General features: G+C 68.2%; 23 protein-coding genes. 9 read left to right on the top strand and 14 right to left on the bottom strand.

All coding sequences use genetic code 11. The annotated features are described in order from the left end of the window. Nucleotides 1-50: 50 nt before the first annotated feature. Nucleotides 51-1,061, top strand: a complete 1,011-nt coding sequence (locus ACWDTP_RS11480; RefSeq protein WP_450019633.1) for an Rv2578c family radical SAM protein — start codon at nt 51-53, stop codon at nt 1,059-1,061. On the opposite strand, the gene ACWDTP_RS11485 is transcribed toward ACWDTP_RS11480, so the two are convergent. From ACWDTP_RS11485 to ACWDTP_RS11495, 3 genes are read right to left on the bottom strand one after another with little or no spacing between them, the layout of a single operon-like run. After that, nucleotides 1,058-2,326, bottom strand: a complete 1,269-nt coding sequence (locus ACWDTP_RS11485) for an acyl-CoA dehydrogenase family protein (protein WP_450019635.1) — start codon at nt 2,324-2,326, stop codon at nt 1,058-1,060. The two genes, ACWDTP_RS11480 and ACWDTP_RS11485, sit on opposite strands and share 4 nt — an antisense overlap. Further along, a complete protein-coding gene (locus ACWDTP_RS11490) occupies nt 2,323-3,471 on the bottom strand; it encodes an acyl-CoA dehydrogenase family protein (protein ID WP_450019637.1) in 1,149 nt (382 codons plus the stop codon). The genes ACWDTP_RS11485 and ACWDTP_RS11490 overlap by 4 nt, the downstream gene beginning before the upstream one ends. Next, nucleotides 3,471-4,700: an amidohydrolase family protein gene (locus ACWDTP_RS11495; RefSeq protein WP_450019639.1), complete on the bottom strand. Its 1,230-nt coding sequence runs from the start codon at nt 4,698-4,700 to the stop codon at nt 3,471-3,473. Before ACWDTP_RS11495 ends, ACWDTP_RS11490 begins: the two co-directional genes overlap by 1 nt. A gap of 76 nt (nt 4,701-4,776) precedes the next feature. Between ACWDTP_RS11495 and ACWDTP_RS11500 the strand changes: the two genes are divergently transcribed. Beyond that, nucleotides 4,777-5,613 carry an LLM class flavin-dependent oxidoreductase gene (locus ACWDTP_RS11500; RefSeq protein ID WP_450019641.1) on the top strand — a complete coding sequence of 279 codons (837 nt, stop codon included), beginning with the start codon at nt 4,777-4,779 and terminating at the stop codon, nt 5,611-5,613. Between the two features lie 2 nt (nt 5,614-5,615). Next, nucleotides 5,616-6,500, top strand: a complete 885-nt coding sequence (locus tag ACWDTP_RS11505) for an acyl-CoA thioesterase (RefSeq protein ID WP_450019643.1) — start codon at nt 5,616-5,618, stop codon at nt 6,498-6,500. Here the strand turns inward: ACWDTP_RS11505 and ACWDTP_RS11510 are convergent. Genes ACWDTP_RS11510 through ypfJ form a run of 4 tightly spaced genes read right to left on the bottom strand, consistent with a single transcriptional unit; the run spans nt 6,456 to nt 9,315 of the window. Then, nucleotides 6,456-6,938: an SRPBCC family protein gene (locus ACWDTP_RS11510; RefSeq protein ID WP_450019645.1), complete on the bottom strand. Its 483-nt coding sequence runs from the start codon at nt 6,936-6,938 to the stop codon at nt 6,456-6,458. The genes ACWDTP_RS11505 and ACWDTP_RS11510 overlap by 45 nt on opposite strands. Further along, entirely contained in the window at nt 6,938-7,846 is a 909-nt protein-coding gene (locus ACWDTP_RS11515) for an RNA polymerase sigma-70 factor (protein WP_450019647.1), read from the bottom strand. Before ACWDTP_RS11515 ends, ACWDTP_RS11510 begins: the two co-directional genes overlap by 1 nt. Before the next feature lie 55 nt (nt 7,847-7,901). Beyond that, complete coding sequence (locus ACWDTP_RS11520) at nt 7,902-8,438, bottom strand: DinB family protein (RefSeq protein ID WP_450019649.1); 537 nt, start codon at nt 8,436-8,438, stop codon at nt 7,902-7,904. Further along, a complete protein-coding gene (gene ypfJ, locus ACWDTP_RS11525) occupies nt 8,425-9,315 on the bottom strand; it encodes a KPN_02809 family neutral zinc metallopeptidase (protein WP_450019651.1) in 891 nt (296 codons plus the stop codon). The genes ACWDTP_RS11520 and ypfJ overlap by 14 nt, the downstream gene beginning before the upstream one ends. A 73-nt stretch (nt 9,316-9,388) precedes the next feature. Between ypfJ and ACWDTP_RS11530 the strand changes: the two genes are divergently transcribed. Continuing rightward, nucleotides 9,389-10,864 (top strand): carboxylesterase/lipase family protein, encoded by a 1,476-nt coding sequence (locus ACWDTP_RS11530; RefSeq protein ID WP_450019653.1) that lies wholly within the window; start codon nt 9,389-9,391, stop codon nt 10,862-10,864. On the opposite strand, the gene ACWDTP_RS11535 is transcribed toward ACWDTP_RS11530, so the two are convergent. Genes ACWDTP_RS11535 through ACWDTP_RS11550 form a run of 4 tightly spaced genes read right to left on the bottom strand, consistent with a single transcriptional unit; the run spans nt 10,858 to nt 13,240 of the window. Beyond that, nucleotides 10,858-11,364 (bottom strand): SRPBCC family protein, encoded by a 507-nt coding sequence (locus tag ACWDTP_RS11535; protein ID WP_450019655.1) that lies wholly within the window; start codon nt 11,362-11,364, stop codon nt 10,858-10,860. The two genes, ACWDTP_RS11530 and ACWDTP_RS11535, sit on opposite strands and share 7 nt — an antisense overlap. Before the next feature lie 36 nt (nt 11,365-11,400). After that, nucleotides 11,401-12,288 carry an oxidoreductase gene (locus ACWDTP_RS11540; protein WP_450019656.1) on the bottom strand — a complete coding sequence of 296 codons (888 nt, stop codon included), beginning with the start codon at nt 12,286-12,288 and terminating at the stop codon, nt 11,401-11,403. Between the two features lie 32 nt (nt 12,289-12,320). After that, nucleotides 12,321-12,737, bottom strand: coding sequence for a hypothetical protein (locus ACWDTP_RS11545; RefSeq protein WP_450019658.1), 417 nt, complete (start codon nt 12,735-12,737; stop codon nt 12,321-12,323). Next, nucleotides 12,734-13,240: a nucleotidyltransferase domain-containing protein gene (locus tag ACWDTP_RS11550; protein ID WP_450019660.1), complete on the bottom strand. Its 507-nt coding sequence runs from the start codon at nt 13,238-13,240 to the stop codon at nt 12,734-12,736. Before ACWDTP_RS11550 ends, ACWDTP_RS11545 begins: the two co-directional genes overlap by 4 nt. 308 nt (nt 13,241-13,548) lie before the next feature. Here ACWDTP_RS11550 and aspS point away from each other — a divergent pair, with 308 nt between their 5' ends. The 3 genes from aspS to ACWDTP_RS11565 all read left to right on the top strand — a co-directional run bounded on the left by aspS (nt 13,549) and on the right by ACWDTP_RS11565 (nt 17,371). Further along, nucleotides 13,549-15,324: an aspartate--tRNA ligase gene (gene aspS, locus ACWDTP_RS11555; protein ID WP_450019662.1), complete on the top strand. Its 1,776-nt coding sequence runs from the start codon at nt 13,549-13,551 to the stop codon at nt 15,322-15,324. Beyond that, nucleotides 15,321-15,767, top strand: a complete 447-nt coding sequence (locus tag ACWDTP_RS11560) for a nitroreductase family deazaflavin-dependent oxidoreductase (protein ID WP_450019664.1) — start codon at nt 15,321-15,323, stop codon at nt 15,765-15,767. Before aspS ends, ACWDTP_RS11560 begins: the two co-directional genes overlap by 4 nt. A gap of 101 nt (nt 15,768-15,868) precedes the next feature. Further along, nucleotides 15,869-17,371, top strand: coding sequence for a DUF222 domain-containing protein (locus ACWDTP_RS11565; protein ID WP_450019666.1), 1,503 nt, complete (start codon nt 15,869-15,871; stop codon nt 17,369-17,371). Between the two features lie 6 nt (nt 17,372-17,377). Here the strand turns inward: ACWDTP_RS11565 and ACWDTP_RS11570 are convergent, their stop codons facing one another. Next, entirely contained in the window at nt 17,378-18,565 is a 1,188-nt protein-coding gene (locus ACWDTP_RS11570; RefSeq protein ID WP_450019668.1) for a thiolase family protein, read from the bottom strand. A gap of 95 nt (nt 18,566-18,660) precedes the next feature. On the opposite strand from ACWDTP_RS11570, the gene ACWDTP_RS11575 reads away from it, so the two are divergent. Next, nucleotides 18,661-19,131 carry a winged helix-turn-helix transcriptional regulator gene (locus tag ACWDTP_RS11575; RefSeq protein WP_450019670.1) on the top strand — a complete coding sequence of 157 codons (471 nt, stop codon included), beginning with the start codon at nt 18,661-18,663 and terminating at the stop codon, nt 19,129-19,131. 1 nt (nt 19,132) lies between these two features. Here the strand turns inward: ACWDTP_RS11575 and ACWDTP_RS11580 are convergent, their stop codons facing one another. Then, entirely contained in the window at nt 19,133-19,522 is a 390-nt protein-coding gene (locus ACWDTP_RS11580; RefSeq protein WP_450019671.1) for an MmcQ/YjbR family DNA-binding protein, read from the bottom strand. A gap of 23 nt (nt 19,523-19,545) precedes the next feature. Between ACWDTP_RS11580 and ACWDTP_RS11585 the strand changes: the two genes are divergently transcribed. Then, entirely contained in the window at nt 19,546-20,460 is a 915-nt protein-coding gene (locus ACWDTP_RS11585; RefSeq protein ID WP_450019673.1) for a DUF389 domain-containing protein, read from the top strand. A 4-nt stretch (nt 20,461-20,464) separates the two neighbouring features. Here the strand turns inward: ACWDTP_RS11585 and ACWDTP_RS11590 are convergent, their stop codons facing one another. Continuing rightward, on the bottom strand, nt 20,465-21,208 hold the full coding sequence (locus ACWDTP_RS11590) for a GAP family protein (protein WP_450019675.1): 744 nt from the start codon (nt 21,206-21,208) through the stop codon (nt 20,465-20,467). Nucleotides 21,209-21,274: the final 66 nt, after the last annotated feature.

Raw genomic sequence — 21,274 nt, forward strand, 5'->3', positions numbered from 1 at the left:
TCCCCGCGCGCTGGATTGACAGAATTGTCGAACAAGCGTTCGATGGCGGTATGCGGTGGGACGGTCAGGCGGTCGGCGTGGACGACGGCGCATTGCCCGGTCTGCAGCGGGTCGGTTTCGTCCGCAGCGTGCGCTCGCCGCAGTTCGAGGGCGTCACGTTCCATGAGGTGCTGTGCAAATCGGCGCTCAACAAGGTGCCTGCCGCGTCGATGCTGCCGTTCCGGTACACGGTCAACGGCTACCGCGGTTGCAGTCATGCGTGCCGATACTGCTTCGCGCGGCCCACCCATGAATATCTCGAGCTGGATTCCGGTACGGATTTCGACACCCAGATCGTGGTCAAGACCAACGTGGCCGAGGTCCTGCGCCGGGAGCTGGGGCGACGGTCGTGGACGCACGAGGCGGTGGCGCTTGGCACCAACACCGATCCCTATCAGCGCGCCGAGGGCCGCTACGCGTTGATGCCAGGAATCATTGCGGCGCTGGCGGATTCGTATACGCCGTTCTCGATCTTGACCAAAGGGACCTTGCTGCGCCGCGATCTGCCGTTGATCGCCGAGGCCTCGCGACGGGTCGAGGTGAGCGTCGCGGTATCACTGGCGATCGGCGACGCCGACCTGCACCATGGCATCGAGCCCGGCACACCCACGCCGCAGGCCCGCCTGGGTCTGATCGCCGCGATCCGCGACGCGGGGCTGGACTGCCACGTGATGGTTGCGCCGGTGCTGCCGTATCTCACCGATTCGGCCGAACATCTCGACGACCTGCTGGCCCGGATCGCGGCGGCGGGGGCCAACGGCGTGACCGTGTTCGGCCTGCATCTGCGTGGGGCGACCAGGGGCTGGTTCATGTCCTGGCTGCGGCGTGAACATCCCGAGCTGGTCGGGCCGTACCGGAGGCTGTACCGGAGTGGGGCCTATCTTCCTGCCGACTATCGCGATGTGCTGCGAACCCGGGTGGCGCCGCTGGTGGCCCGGTACGGGTTGAGCGGTCCGGCGCCCACCGCGCGGGTACGTCGGCGACCCGAACCCGAGACGCCCGCGCAACCGATGCTGTTCTAGCGCTTGACCTGATTGAACGGGACCCCGCGGTCGGCGGCGTGCTCACGCGGGAACCCGAGGATCCGCTCACCGATCACGTTGCGGGCCATCTCCGATGTCCCGCCGCCCAGCGAGCCGGTCTGCCGGGACAGGTACCGCACGCCGATATCCAGCAGCCCGGCCAACTCCGGATCATCCTCCGAGCCCTCGTCGACGACCCCGGCCGTGCCCGCGATGGCCAGGGCGGTATCGACCTCGAGTTCGGTGGTCTCGGCGTGAAACAGCCGGATCAAGGTGCCGGCATTCGGTGGCAGCGACCCGTTGCCGATGGCCGTGCCGACGTGATCGATGAGCTGTTTCTTGACGATTCGCCGCACCAGCGCGCGTCCGGCCAGATCCTGCACCCTGGCATCGTCGCCCTGCCCGGTGGCCTCGGCCAGCCCGATGTGGTCGGGCGGCATCTCATTGGCGTTCTCGGCGCCGGTGCCGCTGGCGAACTCGGAGCCGCCGCCGACGGCGCGCCGTTCGTGGTGGAGCTGGCGCGAGGCCACCGTCCACCCGTCGTTGACCTCACCTACCACTGCATCCGCGGGGAGCTCGAGGCCGTCGAAAAACTCCTCGCAGAACTCCTCGTTACCGTTGACTTCCTTGATCCGGCGCATCGTGATGCCCGCCGCGTCGAGCGGCACCAGGAACATGGTCAGGCCCTCGTGTTTGGGCACGGTCCAGTCGGTGCGAGCCAGCATGAGTCCGTAGTCACCGGCGAAGGCGCTGGTGCTCCAGGTCTTGGCGCCGTTGATCACCCAGGTGCCGTCGTCGCGGCGGTCGGCGCGGGTGATCACACCGGCCAGATCGGAACCGCCGTTGGGCTCGCTGAGCAACTGCACCAGGATCTCCTCGCCGCGGATCGCGGCCGAAATGCGGTCCCGTTTCTGGCTTTCGCTGCCCATGTCGAGAAGCGTTGCGCCGCATATGGTGAACGACGGCGTGTTGAGGATCAGCGGCATCTCGTAGAACACGCATTCGTCGTTGAACGCCTTCTGGTACGAGAGATCGAGCCCAAGGCCGCCGTACTCGCGCGGGAAGCAGATTCCGGCGAAGCCGCCCTGGTGCAGCCGCTTCTGCAGCTCCTTGGCCCGTTCCCAGGATTCGGTTTCGGCGCGCACCGAGAACGGCGGATTCTCCGGGTCGATCCTCGGCATGTTCTCGGCCAGCCAGGCGCGGGCCCTGGCGGCGAACTCGGCCACCGATTCCGTGGTGCCCGCCGAGATCGCGGTATCGGTCATGGGTGGGTCTCCTCGGAGTGGGTCTTCTTGCGGCTCAGCGCATACACCGCGCGGTGGTGGTCCTCGGGCGATCCGAACATCGCGCGGTTAAGCGCGACCCGCCGCAGATACAGATGCAGGTCGTGCTCCCAGGTGACCCCGATGCCACCATGTAACTGCACGCAGTCCTGCAACATCACCGGAGCACGTTCGGCCACATAGGCTTTGGCGACGCTGACCGACAGTTCGGCGTCCGCCGAGCGGCCTGCCACCGCGGCGACGGCGCCGGCGGTGGTGCCCCGGCACGCCTCGAACCACATCTTCATATCCGCGGCACGGTGCTTGAGCGCCTGATAGGAGGCGAGCGGGCGCCCGAAACTGTGCCGGTCGAACAGCCACTGATTGGTCATGGTCAGCACCACGTCGAGAATCCCGACCGTCTCCGCGCATTGCAGTACCAGGGCGATCTGGCGCTGATGTTCGATGATCGCCGGGGTCTGCTCGACGGTGCCCACCGCGGCCGACTCGTCGACCTCGACACCGTCGAACCGCACCCTGGCGTGGCGCTTGACCATATCCACCGATGCCTGCGGGGTGACCGTCACGCCGGGGGAGTCGGTGGGGACGAGGAACTGTCGCAGCTGTCCGTCGCAGGTGGCGGTCATCAGCACCGCACCGCTGTTGTCTCCCGCCTCGACGCGGTCCTTGGTGCCGTCGATCCGAAAGCCCGATGCGGTACGGGTCGCGGTGGTGGCCGCCTGGAGGGGGGTGAACGGCTGATGGGGCTCATAGACCGCCCAGGACGCCACCGACTCGCCGGAAACCAGCGACTCGATCAATTCCTCATGCCCGCTTGGTGCTTCGGCCAGCCCGGCCAGCACGACGCTGACCGGATGCAGCGGGCCCGGTGCCACCGCACGACCGGCCTGCTCGGCCACCAGGGCCAGATCGGCCACGCCGTTCCCCGACACGCTGCCGCCGCCGAGTTCCTCGGGCACCAGCAGGCCGGCCCAGCCGAGTTCGGCCGCCCGTCCCCACCATCCGGGGTCGAAGGACAGACCGTCGGTGTTGAGCTGACGCACGCGGCTCAGCGGTACTTCCTTGTCCAGGAACGCCTGTGCGGTCGATGCGAACAGCATCCGTTCCGGGTTCGCCACCTCGGTCATCAGCCGAGCACCAGCGCGGGTGCGTCGGGCTTGTGCACCTTCTGGGCGGGCACCCCGAACAGATCGACCATATTGCCGCCCATCACCTTTCGCACTCCTTGCTCGCCGAGGCCCTGCGCCTGCAGGTCCCCGACCAGGTTGATCGGGTCGGCCAGCCCCTCGGGATGTGGCCAGTCCGAACCGAAGATGATGCGGTCGATGCCGCACAGTCCGGCCATCTCGTTGAAGTCGTCCTCCCAGAACGGTGCGACGTAGACCCCGCGCTTGAAGGCCTGGATCGGATCCTCGTCGAACTCCTGCGGCATTTTCGAGTACACGTCTTTGAACTGGTGGAACAGGTGGGGCACCCAGGATGCGCCGTTCTCGATGGACAGGATGCGCAGATCCGGGTTGCGGGTCAGCGCGCCGTGGCAGACCAGGGCGGCCATGGTGTCCTCGATCGGCCGTTTGCCCATCGCCACCATGCGGAACGAGGTCGGCTTGAACGGCAGGAACTCCTCGGCCGGTTCCCAGTCGTTGAGGTACTCGGCGTAGCCGCTGTCCGAGGCGTGCATGCACACCGGGATGCCGGCCTTGACGCAAGCGTCCCAGAACGGGTCGAACTCGGCGAAGCCCAGTGACCGGGTGCCGCGGTAGCCGGGCACCGGCGCCGGCCGGACCAGCACGGTCTTGGCGCCGCGTTCCAGGCACCACTGCAGTTCTTCGAGGGCGCGGTCGACGACGCCCAGGTTGATCACCGGTGTGGAGAAGATCCGGTTCTCGTAGTCGAACTGCCAGGTTTCATACATCCACTGGTTGAGCGCATGGATGACGTCGAGGATCAGATCGGGGTCGTCCTTCATCCGCTCCTCGACGAGGCTGGCCAGGGTCGGGAACATCAGGCTGTAGTCCAGGCCGAGGCTGTCGAGAACCTCAAGGCGCGCTTGCGGATCGCCGAATGCCGGGATCGCCTTCATCGGCTTTCCCATCACCTCGCGGAAGCTCTTGCCGCCGCTGCCGTGCCGGAAGTACTCCTCCTGCGCGCCGGGGCGGGCGACCACTTCGAACGTCGGGTTGGGGATGTAGTCACTGATGTGGTTGCGGACCACGATCTTGGTCCGGCCTCTGACGTCGATGTAGTCGATGACGCCCTTGCGGTGCTCCGGCAGGAACTGGGTCAGCGCTTCCTTGGGCTCGTAGAAGTGGTTGTCGGCGTCGAATACCGGATAGTCGAGGACGCGGGACGGCATGTTCGCCTCCTAGGAGAGTAGTGTTCGACAAAACCGGAAATGACATTACCAGTCTAGTAGAGCGATCGGCGGGCCGATGACCGAGTGGTTCCTGTTTCTGCCCCAGGTGCGGCTGGGTGTGGACGGCATCGTGGAACGCGCCACGGTGGCCGAGCAGGCCGGGTTCGACGGCATCGCGTTCATCGACCATCTGGAGGCGCCAGGGGCCACCCACCAGGACATCTGGGAGGCGATGACGATCGCCACCTGGGTGGCGGCCCGCACCGAACGGCTGCGGATCGGGCACCTGGTGCTGTGCGACGGGTTCCGCCACCCGGCCGTGCTGGCCAAGCAGGCCGTCACGCTGTCCGCGGCCTGCGGCGGCCGGTTCGAGCTGGGCCTCGGGTCTGGATCCTGGCCGCAGGAATTCGAGCGGTTCGGTATCGACGGCGCCGACGACGCCGTCGCCCGGGTGAGCCGCCTGGCCCGCGATCTCGCCCTGCTGCGCGGGTACTGGGACGGCGACGACGCACAAGTGCCCCGGCCGTCCCATCGAATTCCGTTGGTGCTCGGTGGAACCGGGAAGCGCACCATGGAACTTGTCCGCACCTACGCGGACTGGTGGAACATCCCGTCGCATCAACTCGACCGGCTGCCCCGGCTGCTGCCCGCCGCGGGTGCGGCCCGGGTGTCGCTACAGCAGATGGTCGGCTTCGTGGGCTCCGGGGCGGACCGCGAGACCGTCACCGAGCGCAGCGCCCGGCTCTTCGGGCACCTGGGAACCGGGCTGGTGTGCGGCGATGCCGCCGAGATGGCCGAGCATTTCGCCGGGCTCACCGCCAAGGGCGTCGAACGCTTCTACGTCTGGTTCACCGATTTCGCCGCGCCACAGACACTTTCCGAATTCACCGACACCGTGATCAGAAAGGGATGACCATGACCACCGAATCCGCCGAATCGACCCAGTGGACGCTGCAGACGCTGCTGGACCTGTTCGACGCCGAACCGGCGGGGGAGAACCGGTTCACCGTGCCAACCGGCATCGCCGGTGCCGATGAACGGCAGGTGGTCGAGGGCACCCAGATCCTGGGCGCGGCGATCGTCGCCGCGGCGAAGCGTTTCCCGGACAAGTCGGTGCGGTCGGCCCATGCGGTGTTCGCCCGTGCCGTAACGGTCGGCCCGCCGGTCGAACTCGACCTCGACGTGATCAGCGAAGGCCGGTCCACCGCCACTGCCGTGGTCTCCGCATCGCAGAACGGCAAGCGCTGCATCACCGTCACGGTCTTCACCGACGTGCCGTCCGGTGACGTGATCCGCCACCACCTGCCGCGGCCCGATGTGGCGGGCCCGGCCGACGCCAACCTCGCCGAGATGCCGATGACCGGACGGGAACTGCGCCTGGTCGACGTGGTCGACGTGAACAGCCCCGACGAGGTCGGCCCGCCGGAACTGTATGCCTGGCTGCACTACGACCCGATCCCGGCCCGCGACGACCTGGCCAAGGCGCTGATCGCGTATTTCACCGGGCACCTGGGTATTTCGACCACCATGCGGGCCCACGAGGGGATCGGCACCGCGCAGGCGCACCTGACGGTCTCGACCGCGCCGATGACCGTCACCGTGAGCTTTCACGAGCCGGTCCGCTGGGACGGGTGGATCCTCTACTCCCATGAAAGCACGCAGGTCGGTGCGGGCATGTCGTATGTGCGGGGTACGGTGCACACCGAGGACGGTGAGCTGCTGGCATCGTTCGCCCAGGACGCGTTGATCCGCCCGCTACGGACCACCGACACCGGCATCTCCGCGCAGTCGCGGCTCTAGGGTCAGGTCGGTGCCCGCGGCGTCCAGCACATCGTTGAACACCTTGGCGAGCATCGGTTTACCGACCCAACGGGTCATCGCCGCACCGAGCACGGGCAGCTTCACCCGGAACGTGGTGGTCCACACGACGTGGGTGCCGCCGGGGACCGCGGTGCAGGTCACCCGGCCGTGCCGGTGCTCGGACGGCGGGAAACTGCGTTCGACCGAGTACTCGAACGAGTGGGGCGCGTCGTAGGCGGTGATCCGCTCCCGGAACACCCCGATCACCCAGACCAGGATCCGCAGCGCGCCCGGTCCGTACGGGGCTTCGCGGCCGGGCTCGGCCAACCGCTGATGCAGCACCAGCGGCGAACGAGTGAAATTGCCTGCATTGCTCAGGAATTCGAATACCGTGTCAGACGGGGCGGCGATGGTGCGTTCGACGGTGACGGTCTGCATCAATCCTCCTGGTGTCGGGTCAACATGCGATGGGAATTCGCGTCGCGGAGCTTGTCCGGATTGCGGATCGCGTACAGGCCGGTGACCGATCCGTCGGTCACCTCGATGAGCAGGATCGAGTCGAGAACACCGACGCGGCGGAACAGGACGGCAGGCTGGGCGTTGTAGGTGTCCAACTCGAGGTCGCACCCGGCCATGGCGCCCTGGGCCAGCCCCGCGATGAAATGTGCGACGCGCGCTGCCCCGACGACGGGGCGGCGCGCCGCCGAGACCTGCCCGCCGCCATCGGACAGCGCGACGACGTCGGGCGCCATGACCGCGACGAGGCCGTCGATGTCGCCGGTGTGGGCGGCTTGCAGGAACTTCTCGACGGTGTCGCGGGCGGCCCGCGCGTCCGGCGTGAACCGCCGTCGTCGGGCGCGTACGTGTTCGCGTGCGCGGTGGGCGATCTGGCGTACCGCTGTATCGGTCTTGCCCACCACGCGGGCGATCTCGGGATGGGTGTAGCCGAACACCTCGGCGAGGATGAAGACCACCCGCTCATCGGGGCCGAGCGTCTCAAGCACCAGCAGCATCGCCATCGACACCGATTCGGCGAGCACCGCGTCCTCGCCGACGTCGGGGGCGGTCTGGATCGGCTCGGGCAGCCAGTTGCCGACGTAGTCCTCGCGGCGGCGCCTGCCCGCGCGCAGCGCGTTGAGGGACTGCCGGGTGACGATCTGCACCAGGTAGGCGTGCGGGTGGGTGACCTCGCCCGCGTTGATCCAGCGCAGGTAGCTTTCCTGCACCACGTCCTCGGCGTCGGCGGCGCTGCCCAGAATCTCGTAGGCCAGCGTGAACAGCAGTGGACGGTGCTCGGCGAAAACCTTGGTCGCGTTCAGTCCTGCCTCCTGGCTCTCGGTGGTCACACTCTCAGACACCGTCGGGCAGGCAGACCGTGACAGGGCTCGGCTATGGGCTGCGTCACATATCGGCGACGTCGTGCGCGTGGTGCACGACGTCGTGCAGGTGGTAGAGCGCGATCGAGGCCACGGTGAACTCGCTGCCGTTGCTGCGCAGGCCGCGGCGTGCCCAGCCCGCGCCGGTCACCTCGTCATAGGTGCCGGCCACCGCGGACGCGGCGTCGAACAGCTCGGTGGCGACGACGGCGGGATCCTGGGATCCGTAGTCGTCGGCGACCGCCGTGGCGTCCTGATCCCAGTTGGGGAACCGCGGGGCGAGTTCGGTCAGCATCAGCCGGACGCGGTGCTCGAAGATTCGGTGCACATCGCGGATGTGGCAGCCGTACTCGAGGACCGACCACCTGTCCGGTCTGGACCGGGCCGCGGCACCGGGCCGGCCCAGCCGCGCTACCCACGCCGCGGCATCGTCGCGGATCCTGGCGGGCACCTGGCCTGGCGGCGTGGTGGCCGCCTCGAATCCGCATTCCGGGCAGGCCCGGGACAGCACCCAGGTCCAGTCCTTGGTGTCGGGTTCGAGCGGGCGCCTACCCGAGGTCATTCGATGCGAAGGTGTCGCACTTGTTCGGGTCGCCGGTCCGGTACCCCTCGGTGAACCACTTCTGGCGTTGCTCGGACGAACCGTGGGTCCAGGCCTCCGGATTCACCCGGCCGGTGGACTGCTGCTGGATGCGGTCGTCGCCCACCGATGAGGCCGCCGACAGTGCGTCGGCGATGTCCTTGTCGCTCAACGGTTCCAGGAACGGAACACCGGTGCTCTCCTGTTTGGTCACCGAGGCGTAATGGGCCCAGACACCGGCGTAGCAGTCGGCCTGCAACTCGGTCCGAACCCCGGCGCCGGTCGCCCCCTCGGGATCCTGCTGGGCGCGGCCCAGCACCCCGAGCAGGTTCTGCACGTGGTGACCGAACTCGTGGGCGACCACGTACTCCTGGGCCAACGGGCCTCCGCTGGAACCGAACTGCGTCTTGAGCACCTCGAAGAAGTCGGTATCGAAATAGGCGGTCTGGTCGACCGGGCAGTAGAACGGTCCGACATCGCTGGTGGCGGGCCCGCATCCGGTCTGCACCTGTCCGCTGAACAGCCGGACCTGCGGGCGCTGGTACCCCTTGAGGAGCTGCTGCCACACGCCGTCGACCGAGTTGCCGGTGGCGACCACCCGGCACTGCACGATGTTGTTGGCGTCGGCGCCGGTCTTGCACTGGCTCAGGTCGAATCCCTGGGCGTCGGAGCCCTCGGTGCCGATTTGCTGCTGCTGCGGCATGAGCGTGCCGGGGTCGATGCCGAGGAACATCGCCACCACGACGATCAGCAGGCCACCGATCCCACCGCCGATGGCCATACCGCGGCCGGGCCCGCGGCCGCCGCCGCTGCTCGACGTGGTGCTCGTGTCGATCTGCATACCCTCGTTGAAGGTCATCGCATCGCTCCATCGCATTCGCCGGTAGGTCGTACTCGACAGCCCGTTCAGCTTGCCACACTACGATTCAGGCGTGTCCGTCGTCGCGGAACATTCGACCATCGCCCACACCTCGCTGGGGCGGCTACGCGGCACCGTCGAAGACGGTGTCGGCGTGTGGCGAGGTGTTCACTACGCCCAACAACCCGTCGGTCAGCGGCGCTTCCTGGCGCCACAACCGTTGTGGCCGTGGACGGGGGTGCACGACGCGATCGATCACGGCCCGTTGCCGCCACAAGGCCGTTCGTTCGTCGGCGGCGGCCGCGACGACCCCAAGATTCGTGACGAGGCCTGCCTGACCGTCACGGTCTGGTCGCCCGACACGCGGGGTTCGCTGCCGGTGATGGTGTGGATTCCGGGCGGCGCGTTCGTGTACGGCGCCGGGCAGCTGCAGCTGTACAACGGGTCGAGGCTGGCCGCCAACGGCAACGTCGTGGTCGTCAACGTCACCTACCGGCTCGGCGTGTTCGGCGGATTCGACCTCGGCGACCTCGGCGACGGGTTCGACGACAACCTGTGCCTGCGCGATCAGATCGCCGCGCTGCGCTGGGTGCGCGACAACATCGACGCGTTCGGCGGGGATCCGCGGCGGGTGACGGTGTTCGGCGAGTCCGCCGGTGCGACCTCGGTGCTGGCGTTGCTGGCCAGCCCCGCCGCCAAGGGCCTGTTCGCCAGGGCGATCGCGCAGAGCCCGGCTCTGCCGCTGATCGCCGACCGCGAGACCAGGGCCCGGCAGGCCCGGCGGTTCATGCACCTGCTCGGCGTCGGGGCGCAGGTGCTCAAGGCCCTGCCGCAGCGGCAGTTGCGGCGGGCCGCCGGTCAACTCCAACTGGAGAGCGCCGAGCAGACGCCCACGTTGGCCTACGGGCTGACCCACGGCGTGGACCTGTTGCCGCTGCACCCGATCGACGCCGCGAGGGCGGGCGCGGTGTCGCCGATACCGCTGATCGTGGGCACCAACAGTCACGAGGCGTCGATGTTCGCGTGGGGTAAACCCCCGATGCTGCCGACCACCCTCGACGGTGTGGAGAGCTACTTCCACCGGAACGCGCCGCAGGCCAGGGACCGGGTGCTGGGCGCCTATCCGGCGTTTCCGCGCCGCCGGGCGTTGATCGCGTTCGGGTCCGACGTCATGTTCGGCGCGCCGACCTGGGCCTTCTCCGATGCCTACAGCCGGCATGCGGACACCCACGTGTACCGGTTCGACCACACCACCTGGACGCTCAAGGCGCTCGGGCTCGGCGCCACCCATGGCAGCGAGATCGTGCACATCCAGCACAGCTACGGCTCGTATCTGGGCCGCAAACTGCATCCCCTCGGCCGCCGGGTGCAACCCTCGGTCGGGCGGCGGATGCAGCGGACCTGGCTGGATTTCGCGACGGCACAGGTGGCGGAGTGGCCGCACTACACCGAGGAGCACCGCCTGACCAGGGTGATCCGCTCCACCCGCGATGAGACCGTGGCCGATCCGGACGTGGTCAGGCGGGCGGCCTGGGACGGGCTCTACTGAACCGGGTACCGCTCATCGGTATAGCGGCGCAGGTTGTGCAGGAACCGCTGGAACAGCCAGGCCATCACCGGTTGCCCCAGCGTCATGCCGACCCGCCCGGCCAGGCCGCTCGGCTTCATCGCCATCACCCAGGTCAGCCGGCAGCCCTCGCCGGTTTCGACTACGTGATAGTCCTCGGCGAAGGCCGAGATCGCGTTCGATGTGCTGGTGTTGAATCGGAAAGCCATGTGGGAGAACGGCTCCCAGGCGAGAAACTCCTCTTCGCCGACGATGAAGCCACGCATGGTGACGGTGCGGGTGGTGCCGACGCCACGCGGTTGCGGACTGGTCCAGCGCACATCGGTGATCACCGTGGCCCAGTGTGGCCAGGAGGTCTCGTCGGCGAGCACCTCGAACAGTTGCTCGGGCGTGATCGCCAGGTCGACGGTGCTGACGAAGCGGAACGGTGCGTGGTCGACGAAGTCCAGCCCGACCCGTTCACATTCGTAGGTCCGCGCCATGGGTAGACACCATAGGTGAAGGTGTCTACCGGCCGGTCACCCCGGCCCGTCGCCCGCGGCGGCCAACAGCGGCACCAACACCTCGCTGATCGGGGCGGCCAGCCCGTGCGCCGCGGCCATTCGTGCGATGACGCCGTTGCGGACGTCCCATTCCAGCGGTCGGCCGGCCTGCCGGTCGGTGAGCATCGACGTGGTGAGATCGACCGGCCCCGAAGCCAGCATCCCGACGATCTCCTCGATCACCCCGTCGCCGAGATCCGCGCCATCGGCCCGCGCCACCGCGAGACATTCGGCCAGATACCGGCGGGCCAGCTCGGCCACATCGTCGCGGCGGAACATGCCCGCGCGCCGGCCGGCCAGCACCATGAATCCGACCACCGCGTTCACCAGCAACTTGCGCCAGGCCGCGGTGCTGAAGTCCGGATCGAGTTCGACGTCGATCCCGGTCCCGTCCAGCGTCCGAGCCACGGTGCCCGCCGCGGCCGTGTCCGGCAACACCAGTCGGGTCTGGGTGCGGACCCGCACCCAGCCTTCCGGCTGCGTCTCCGAGGAGATCCACACGGCCGCGGGCACCACCCGTTCGGGGTCGCAGAATCTGCCCACCCGCTCGACCTGTTCGACGCCGTTCTGCAGGGCGCACACCACGGTGCCGGTGCCGCACAGCCGGGTCAGCCAGGCGCCGGCCTGTTCGTTCTGGGTGTCCTTGACCGCGAGGAACACCACCTGCACCGGACCGTCGACGGTCGCGGGGTCGGTGTGCACCGGGCCGGGCACCACGATCGGTGCCCGGTGGTCGGGCCGTACCTCGATCGAGTCGCGCGGGGTGCGGCCGGCCAACAGCACGGGCCGGCCGGCATCGTGGAGCAGGGCGGCGACGGTGGATCCGATGGCGCCGGGGCCGATGACCGCGATGGGGGAGTTCACCGTCGCCAAGGTACTGGTGATCGCTGGGAATCTCAGCGGGTGTGAACTGCGGCGGCGTCCACGAGGCGGCGAGCTTGTCTGAGTGCTGTTTTGGTGCGTTGTGTACTGATATGCAGTGTGCCGTAGTGGGCGTCATCCTTGATTGCGAGTAGACGCTCAAGGTCGAGCGCCAAGGTCCGCCCGTCGGGTGTGATCTGGCGGAGCAAGGTCGCTGCTTGGCGGTGATCTTGTCCGCGAGAGCGTTGTCCGAGGACCGCGCAGCACACTGCATCGCAGGCGGCGATCCCGGCGAGGACGGCCAGTGCGGCCGCAACACCGGGTGTAGCCAGTGGGTCGCTCTCGCCGCCGGCCAGTTCGGCGACATCAAGGAATGCTTTTGCTTGGTCCAGTCGAGCGAGAGCTTCCGACGCGCTACATTGCTCGATTCTGCCGCCGGGCCGGGGGCTCACCGTTTGCCTCCCTCAATCGGGAGATGCCGCACGACGGCGTGCAAGTCATCGCCGGCTAGTCGAATCTCGTCGCGGAGCCACGAGTCGACCAGCGGATCCTTGGCTTCCACATGCTCACCAAGGCGATGTCGATCGATTTCGAATGCGTGGCAACGGTTTCCTGTCCACCTGTCGACGTGTTGACGTAGCCGGTCGACATGTTCGTCCCATGACGGATCGTCCTCCGCCACGTCGTCTGGCCGAATGATCAGGACATCGATATCGGATGCGGAATCGGCGTCTCCCCGTGCAGCGGACCCAAATAGCGAGGCATGAAGAGGAGCGGGCCGCCAGGTTGACAGCTCGTCGCGAATACGCTGGATCAGCGTGCTCCGCATGGCGGTGAGGCTTTCCACCGCGGGCCACGCGAGATGGTCGCGGTTGGCCGTGTAATAGACGGCGGTCGAGCGTTGCTCGGCGTGGACGACGCCTTGGTCGGCTAACCGGGCGAGCGCCAACCGCACGCCGTTTGGTGAGCCTGCCCGGGTTAATTGCTGCACTTCACGGCCAGTAAGGGACCGTGTGGTGCGGGACAGGACCTCAAGAACTGGTCCATCGAGAGTCGGAATCACGGCTCGTATCGGATGGCTAAGGTCCATGTCAGCCTCGCAGAATTCTGTGCATTTGTGCACTTTAATGAGTGTGTGCGCATAATACTGCGCATAATGGCGACGGCCTGCCAGAGCGGCAGGCAGTGGATCGCCCAGCTGCCGCCGTGCATGCGACCTCTACACTGTTGCAGTCATCATCAGGTCTCTCACTAGGAGTTTTTGTGCTGCGCAGTCATGCCGCCGGTTCGTTGCGGGCCTCCGACGCCGGTCAGACGGTGACGCTGGCGGGCTGGGTGGCACGTCGCCGTGACCACGGCGGGGTGATCTTCATCGACCTGCGCGATGCGTCGGGCGTCTCCCAGGTGGTGTTCCGCGACGCCGAGGTGCTCGCCGCCGCGCACCGGTTGCGCGCCGAATTCTGCGTCGCGGTGACCGGTGTGGTCGAGACCCGGCCCGAGGGCAACGAGAACTCCGAGATTCCCACCGGCCAGATCGAGGTCAACGCCACCTCGCTGACCGTGCTCGGCGAGAGTGCGCCGCTGCCGTTCCAACTCGACGAGACCGCGGGCGAAGAGGCCCGGCTGAAATACCGCTACCTCGACCTGCGCCGGGAAGGGCCGGGCAACGCCATCCGGCTGCGGTCCAAGGTGAACGCCGCCGCGCGCGGAGTGCTGGCCGGACACGATTTCGTCGAGATCGAGACACCGACGATGACGCGCTCCACCCCCGAGGGGGCCCGCGACTTCCTGGTGCCCGCCCGGCTGCAGCCCGGATCGTTCTACGCACTGCCGCAGAGCCCGCAGCTGTTCAAGCAGCTGCTGATGGTGGCGGGCATGGAGCGCTACTACCAGATCGCCCGCTGCTACCGCGACGAGGATTTCCGCGCCGACCGCCAGCCCGAGTTCACCCAGCTCGACATGGAGATGAGCTTCGTCGACGCCGACGACGTCATCGCGGTCTCCGAGGAGGTGCTGCGCGCGTTGTGGGCACTGGTCGGGTACGACCTGCCGCTGCCGCTCCCGCGGATCAGCTACGCCGAGGCGATGAGCCGATTCGGTTCCGACAAGCCCGATCTGCGCTTCGGTCTGGAGCTGGTCGAGTGCACCGAGTACTTCAAGGACACCACGTTCCGGGTGTTCCAGGCCCCGTACGTGGGGGCGGTGGTGATGCCCGGTGGTGGGTCGCAGCCGCGCCGGACGCTGGACGGCTGGCAGGAGTTCGCCAAGCAGCGCGGCCACAAGGGGCTGGCCTACGTGCTGGTGGGCGAGGACGGAACGCTCACCGGCCCGGTCGCCAAGAACCTGACCGACGCCGAGCGCGACGGCCTGGCCGCGCACGTGGGTGCGTCGCCGGGGGACTGCATCTTCTTCTCGGCCGGCCCGGCGAAGGGGGCGCGGGCCCTGCTGGGCGCCACCCGCATCGAGATCGCCAAACGCCAGGACCTGATCGATCCGGACGCGTGGGCGTTCACCTGGGTGGTGGACTGGCCGCTGTTCGAGGGCACCGATGAGGCCACCGCATCGGGCGACGTCGCGGTCGGCTCGGGCGCCTGGACCGCGGTGCACCACGCGTTCACCGCACCCAAGCCCGAATCCGAGGACACCTTCGACACCGATCCGGGCACCGCGCTGGCCGATGCCTACGACATCGTGTGCAACGGCAACGAGATCGGCGGCGGGTCGATCCGTATCCATCGGCGCGACATCCAGGAACGGGTGTTCGCGATGATGGGCATCGACCACGATGAGGCTGCGGCAAAGTTCGGATTCCTGTTGGACGCCTTCACCTTCGGTGCACCCCCGCACGGCGGCATCGCGTTCGGCTGGGACCGGATCGTCGCGCTGCTGGCCGGGGTGGACTCGATCCGCGAGGTGATCGCCTTCCCGAAGTCCGGCGGCGGGGTCGATCCGCTGACCGATGCTCCGGCGCCGATCACCGCGCAGCAGCGCAAGGAATCGGGAATAGACGCCAAACCCGAAGAGCTCGAGAAGGCATGACCGAGATCGACAAAGAGAACCTCGTGAACGACACGGCGGCCATGCACGACTTCAACCGCAATATCGTCGAGGAGTTTCGCGCCAACGGCGGAAAGGTGGCGGCGTTCGGGGACGGCACCCTGTTGCTGTTGCACACCACCGGCGCCAAGTCCGGCAAGCCGAGAATGTCGCCGCTGGCCTACCTGACCATCGACGGGAAGATGATCATCATCGGGTCCTATGCCGGCGCGCCGAAGGACCCGGCGTGGGTGCACAATCTGCGGGTCAACCCGCAGGTGCGTATCGAGGTGGGTACCGACGCCTACGACGCCACGGCCCGGGAACTGCCCGCCGCCGAACGTGACGCCACCTATCCGAGGGTCACCGAACTCGCGCCGGTGTTCGCCGAATACCAGGCCAAGACCACGCGGTCGATCCCGCTCTTCGAGCTGGTCCGCGCGTAGTCGCCTGTCGACCGTGCGGTGTTTGCCCGCCTGGTGAGCGACAATTCAGCGACTCTCGAAAACCGTTGCCGACCTGCGGTGATAAGGGTAGTGTCGAATGTATGTTCGCATTGCTCGATCTGCCGTCACTGACCGACGCCGCGCTGATCGACGCACTGGAGAACAAGACCCGCGCCGAGGCGGTCGCGGCGGCCGAACGTCTGGCTCTCATCGGCGAGATCGTGGCCCGGCACTGCGATGACGAGGACGATGCCCGCGCGCACCTGGCCATCGACGGGTGGGAGATCGCGACCGCGGCGGTCGGTGCGGCGTGCAATCTGGGGCGCCACGCCGCCTCGGCCCAGATGCGCATCGCACACGCCCTACGCGAGCGGCTTCCGAAAGTCGCGGACGAGTTTGCGCGGGGCGAGATCTCGGCGAAGGTGACAGCCACCATCACCTGGCGCACCCAGCTCGTCATCGACCCCGAGGCGCTGGCGTTGGTCGACGCGGCGCTGGCCGGAACGGCCCGCAGCTACGGAACCCTGTCGGTGGACAAGGCCGAGCAGGCCATCGATGTGTGGGTGGAGAAATTCGATCCCGCCGCGGTCCGGCGTGCCCGCCACGGTGCCCGCGGCCGGGACGTCAACTTCGGTGACCCCGACGATCCCAACGGCACGGTGTCGATCTGGGGCCGGCTGCTGGCCACCGACGCCGCCATGCTGAAGAAGACGCTGACCGAGATCGCCGGCACCGTATGCGACGCCGATCCGCGCACCATGGCCCAACGGCGCTCGGATGCCCTCGGCGCGTTGGCGGCCGGCGCCCAGCGACTCACCTGCCTGTGCGGTACCGCCGACTGCCCCGCCGCGGGCGCCGACCCGCGCTCCAGCAGCGTGGTGATCCACCTGCTCACCGATCAACTCCCCACCGAGGACACCACCGCCGACGACGCCGCACCACCATGCGCCCCGCGATCCACGGCTACACGGCGACCCCAAGGATTTCGGCGCCGACCACACCCCCAAGGTCACCGGCAGTCCCGCCGTCATCCTCGGCGGCGGCATCGTGCCCGCACCGTTGTTGGCCGAACTGATCGCCACCGGCGCCACCGTGAAACCCGTCGCAGACGCCGGCACACTCGGCGCCGGGGCCGTTACCGGATCCCGGCGAAACTGGCCGCGTTCGTCCGGCTGCGCGATATGAAGTGCATGTTCCCCGGCTGCGGTGTCGCAGCGCAGCATTGCGATCTCGACCATGCCATTCCCTGGCCGCAGGGGCCCACCCATCCGGGCAACCTCGGTGCCAAATGTCGAAGCCATCATCTCTTGAAGACACTCCCGGCGGCCGAGGGTGGCTGGGCCGACGTTCAACATCCCGACGGCAGCCACACCTGGACCGCCCCGACCGGGCATACCTACCGCACCACGCCGTTCGGTCAGATCCTGTTCCCGCAGTGGCAAACCCAGACCACACCACCACCGGCCGGGCCGGCACTCACGCCGCGGGTCAACCGGGACGTTAAGATGCCCGCCCGGATACGCACGCGAGATCAAACCCGCACCCAACGCATCAACGCCGAACGCCGGCTCAACGGCGAAGGCGGCAAAGCCCCGCCGTACTGACGGAGATCAGGAAAGCCGCTCGATGATGGTGGCGTTGGCCATGCCGCCGGCCTCACACATCGTCTGCAGGCCGTAGCGGCCGCCGCGCTGCTGCAGCGCGTTGACCAGTGTGGTCATGATCCGCACCCCGCTGGCGCCCAGCGGGTGGCCGATCGCGATCGCTCCGCCGTTGACGTTGGTGCGCGACAGATCGGCTCCGACGTCATGCGCCCAGGCCAGCACCACCGGGGCGAAGGCCTCGTTCACCTCGAACAGGTCGATGTCGGAGAGCGCCAAACCCGCACGCGCCAACACCTTTTCGGTGGCCGGGATGACGCCGGTCAACATGTAGAGCGGGTCCGAGCCCACCACGGTGGTGGTGTGAATACGCGCCAGTGGCCGCAGTCCGAGCCGTTTGGCGGTCTGGCCGCTGGTGATCATCACCGCCGCGCTGCCGTCCGACAGCGGCGACGAGTTGCCCGCGGTGATCTCCCAGTTGATCTGCGGGAAACGGGCCGAGTACGCCTCGTTGTAGAAGGCGGGTTTCAGGCCGGCCAGCGATTCCACCGAGCTGCCGGGCCGGATGATCTCATCGCTCGACAATCCGGCGATCGGGGCCAGTTCGGCCTCGAACAGCCCGTCCTTGGTGGCGCGGGCCGCCTTTTCGTGGCTGGCGGCGGAGAACTCGTCGAGTTCGGTGCGCGACAGCTTCCACTTGGCGGCGATCAGCTCGGCGCTGATGCCCTGCGGGACAAGGCCGTCCGGGTACCGCTCGGCGAACCCCAGCCCGAACGGATCGCTGCCGGGCAGTACCGCGCTGCCCATCGGCACGCGTGACATGGACTCCACGCCGCCGGCGATCACGATGTCGTAGGCGCCGGCCACCACACCCTGGGCGGCGAAGCTGATCGCCTGCTGGCTGCTGCCGCACTGCCGGTCCACCGTGGTGCCGGGTACCGACTCGGGAAAACCGGCACCCAGCAGGGCGTTGCGGGAGATGTTGACGGATTGATCGCCCACCTGCGTCACGGCGCCCGAGATGACGTCGTCGACCAGCGCGGGGTCGACCCCGGTGCGTGCGATGAGCTCGCGCAGGCTGTGTGCGAGCAGGTCGGCGGGGAGGACGTCGTGCAGCGCGCCGCCGGCCTTCCCCTTGCCGATGGGGGTGCGGACCGCACCCACGATGACTGCATCCCGGTCGGTGTATCCGGCCATCTCTGCCTCCTGATGCTCAACGCTGAGTATTCTTATATGTACCCAGATATACCACCTGGGTATAGTAGGAACAACTCAGAAAGGGGGTTGATTCCGTGGGAATGCTGCAGGGCAAGCTCGCTGATCGGGATGCCTGGTCGGCGGTGGGGCACTGCCCGATCGAGAAGACGATGGGGCTGGTCGGCACCAAATCCGGGATGCTCATCATGCGCGAGGCCTACTACGGCACGACGCGGTTCGAGGACTTCTGGCGCCGGGTCGGGGTGACCAAGGCCGCCGCGTCCGCGCGGCTGACCGATCTGGTCGGGGCCGGCCTGCTGGAGCGCAGGCCCTATCAGGAGCCGGGTCAGCGCAGCCGCGACGAGTACGTGCTGACCGAGGCGGGCACGGACTTCATGCCCGTGGTGTGGGCCCTGTTCGAGTGGGGCCGCAGGCACGTGCCCAACGACTCCCCGCTGCGGCTGGTCCACGACGGCTGCGGATCCGAGGCCACCGTCGAAATCCGCTGCGGGAATGGTCATCTCGTTCCCGCCGACGAGCTCGGCGTCCGGGTGCAGCGATCGTGAATCAGTCCGGTGGCCGGGCGTCGGACAGGAATGCCTTCGCCAGTGTCTTGGGTGCCTGCACCAGCCAGGCCTCGGTCATCAGCTCGGTCAGTTCATTCACCTCGATCGCCTCGAGCCGGACCAGCACCGACGGATAGCCGTCGAAGTGCGGGGTGGTGAAGTACACCGCCGGGTTGTCGGCGATCAGGGCGAACTTCACCCCCTCGTCGGCCACCCTGGCACCGAGGATGTCGCCGCCGGGAGCGTCGTCACCGAGGGCCTCGAAGTCGGCCTTACGCAGCGGACGCTCCCACACCACCAGCTTCTTGCGCACCCGCCACGCGCGCGGGGTGAGTTCCGCGGTCTCGGGCAGACCCGCCGCGATTCTGGCCACATCGTCCCAGTTCGCCACCCCCCGAACGCTACCCTCGGGCCGTGCTGCACCTTCGCCTGATCGCCCCCGCCGATCTCCGCGGCCCGATTCTCAACGTGCTCGAACGCGAACCAGGCGTGGCCCACATCGTCATCCATCCCGGTGCGGCCATCGAGCCCGCGGGCGACGAGATCACCGCCGACGTCGCCAGGGAGGCGGTCAACGACGTCGTGGAACGGCTCAAGTCGCTCGATCTGCACCACGACGGCGCGATCACGCTGGAATCGCTCGACACCGTCCTGTCCAGCGCCGCCTATCACGCCGAGGACGAGGCCGACGGCGACGCCGCCGACGCGGTGATCTGGGATGAGCTGGTTGCCCGCACCCGCGAGGAATCCCACCTCAACGTCACCTTCGTGCTGTTCCTGTGCATCGCGTGCCTGCTGGCCTCGGTCGGTGTGGTCACCGACTCGCCGGTCACGGTGGTCGGGGCGATGGTGGTCGGGCCGGAGTTCGGTCCGCTCGCGGCCCTGGCGGTGGCGCTGGTCCGCAGGAAAGTGTCGCTGGCGCGGCGCGCGTCGGCGGCCCTGCTGATCGGGTTCCCGCTGGCGATGGCCGTCACCTGGGTCGCCACGCTGGCCTTCGAGGCGCTGGGCTGGGTGACGTTGACCAGCACCAGAGAGCTTTCGAGTGTCGATTTCATCTTCCAGGTCGGCCCGTTCTCCTTTGTCGTCGCGCTGCTGGCCGGGGCGGCCGGGATGCTGTCGCTGGTGTCGGCGAAATCGGCCGCGCTGGTCGGTGTGTTCATCTCGGTCACGACCGTCCCGGCCGCCGGTTTCGCGGTGGTGGCAGCGACCGTCGGCGAATGGGACGTGGCCGCGGCGTCGGCGGTGCAACTCGGCGTGAACCTGGTCGGCATCACGCTGGCCGGCGTCCTGGTGCTGGCGCTGTACCGCAGGGCCGGACTGGGCCGCTGACCGGTCAGAGGTGGCCGATGCCCATCGCCAGGAAGAACACCCCGACCGCGCCGGCTATCACCGACACCACGAGCCGATGATGGGTCCGCATCGCGGCGTAGATGCGCTCGACGACCGACCGGGTGGCGTCCGGGGCGATCCAGAAGCTGACGATCGGGATGAGTGCCGCGGCGAAGGCGATCAGGTTGAACACGATCAGCGCCGCCAACTGCTGCCCGACCGCCGCCCCCGAGGTCAGCGCCGCCGCCATCGCCGCAAGGTAGTACGGGGTGGGGATGCCGTTGCTGAGCCCCAGCAGGCCCGCGGCCCAGGCCGCTTCACCGCGCAGCGCGGCTTTGATGCTGGCCGGCAGCTTCGAGACGATCGGCAGGGTATCCAGGGTCGGCGGTGTCACCCGGTCCTGCCCGGGCGCGCCGGGTGTGGCGGCGGGCACCGGGTCGTGCCGCCCGCGCAGCCGGTCGAATCCGCGCTCCAGCACCCCGGTCGCCGCAAGAACCGCGATGAGCAGGGCGATCGCACCGACGGCGATCTCGGCGGCCGCGGGTATCCCGGCACCGCCGCCGACGCTGACGTCGCGAAGGCCGAACAGGACCACCGCACCCACGACGACGTTCACGGCAAAGCCGACGAGAAGGAACGGCAGCAGCAGCCGCACCGGCCTGCGGCGCGACACCATGTAGGCGACCACCCCGATGCGCAAGGGGTCGGTTCCGGCCACCGCGGCCATCACCAGCACCGTGCTCCACATGGCGGCGGCATCCCTTCGTCGTTGTCGTCCCGCTGCATTGAACCAGCTTGTGCCGACGCGCAAATG

It is taken from the genome of Mycobacterium sp. NPDC003449 (genome assembly GCF_053588415.1).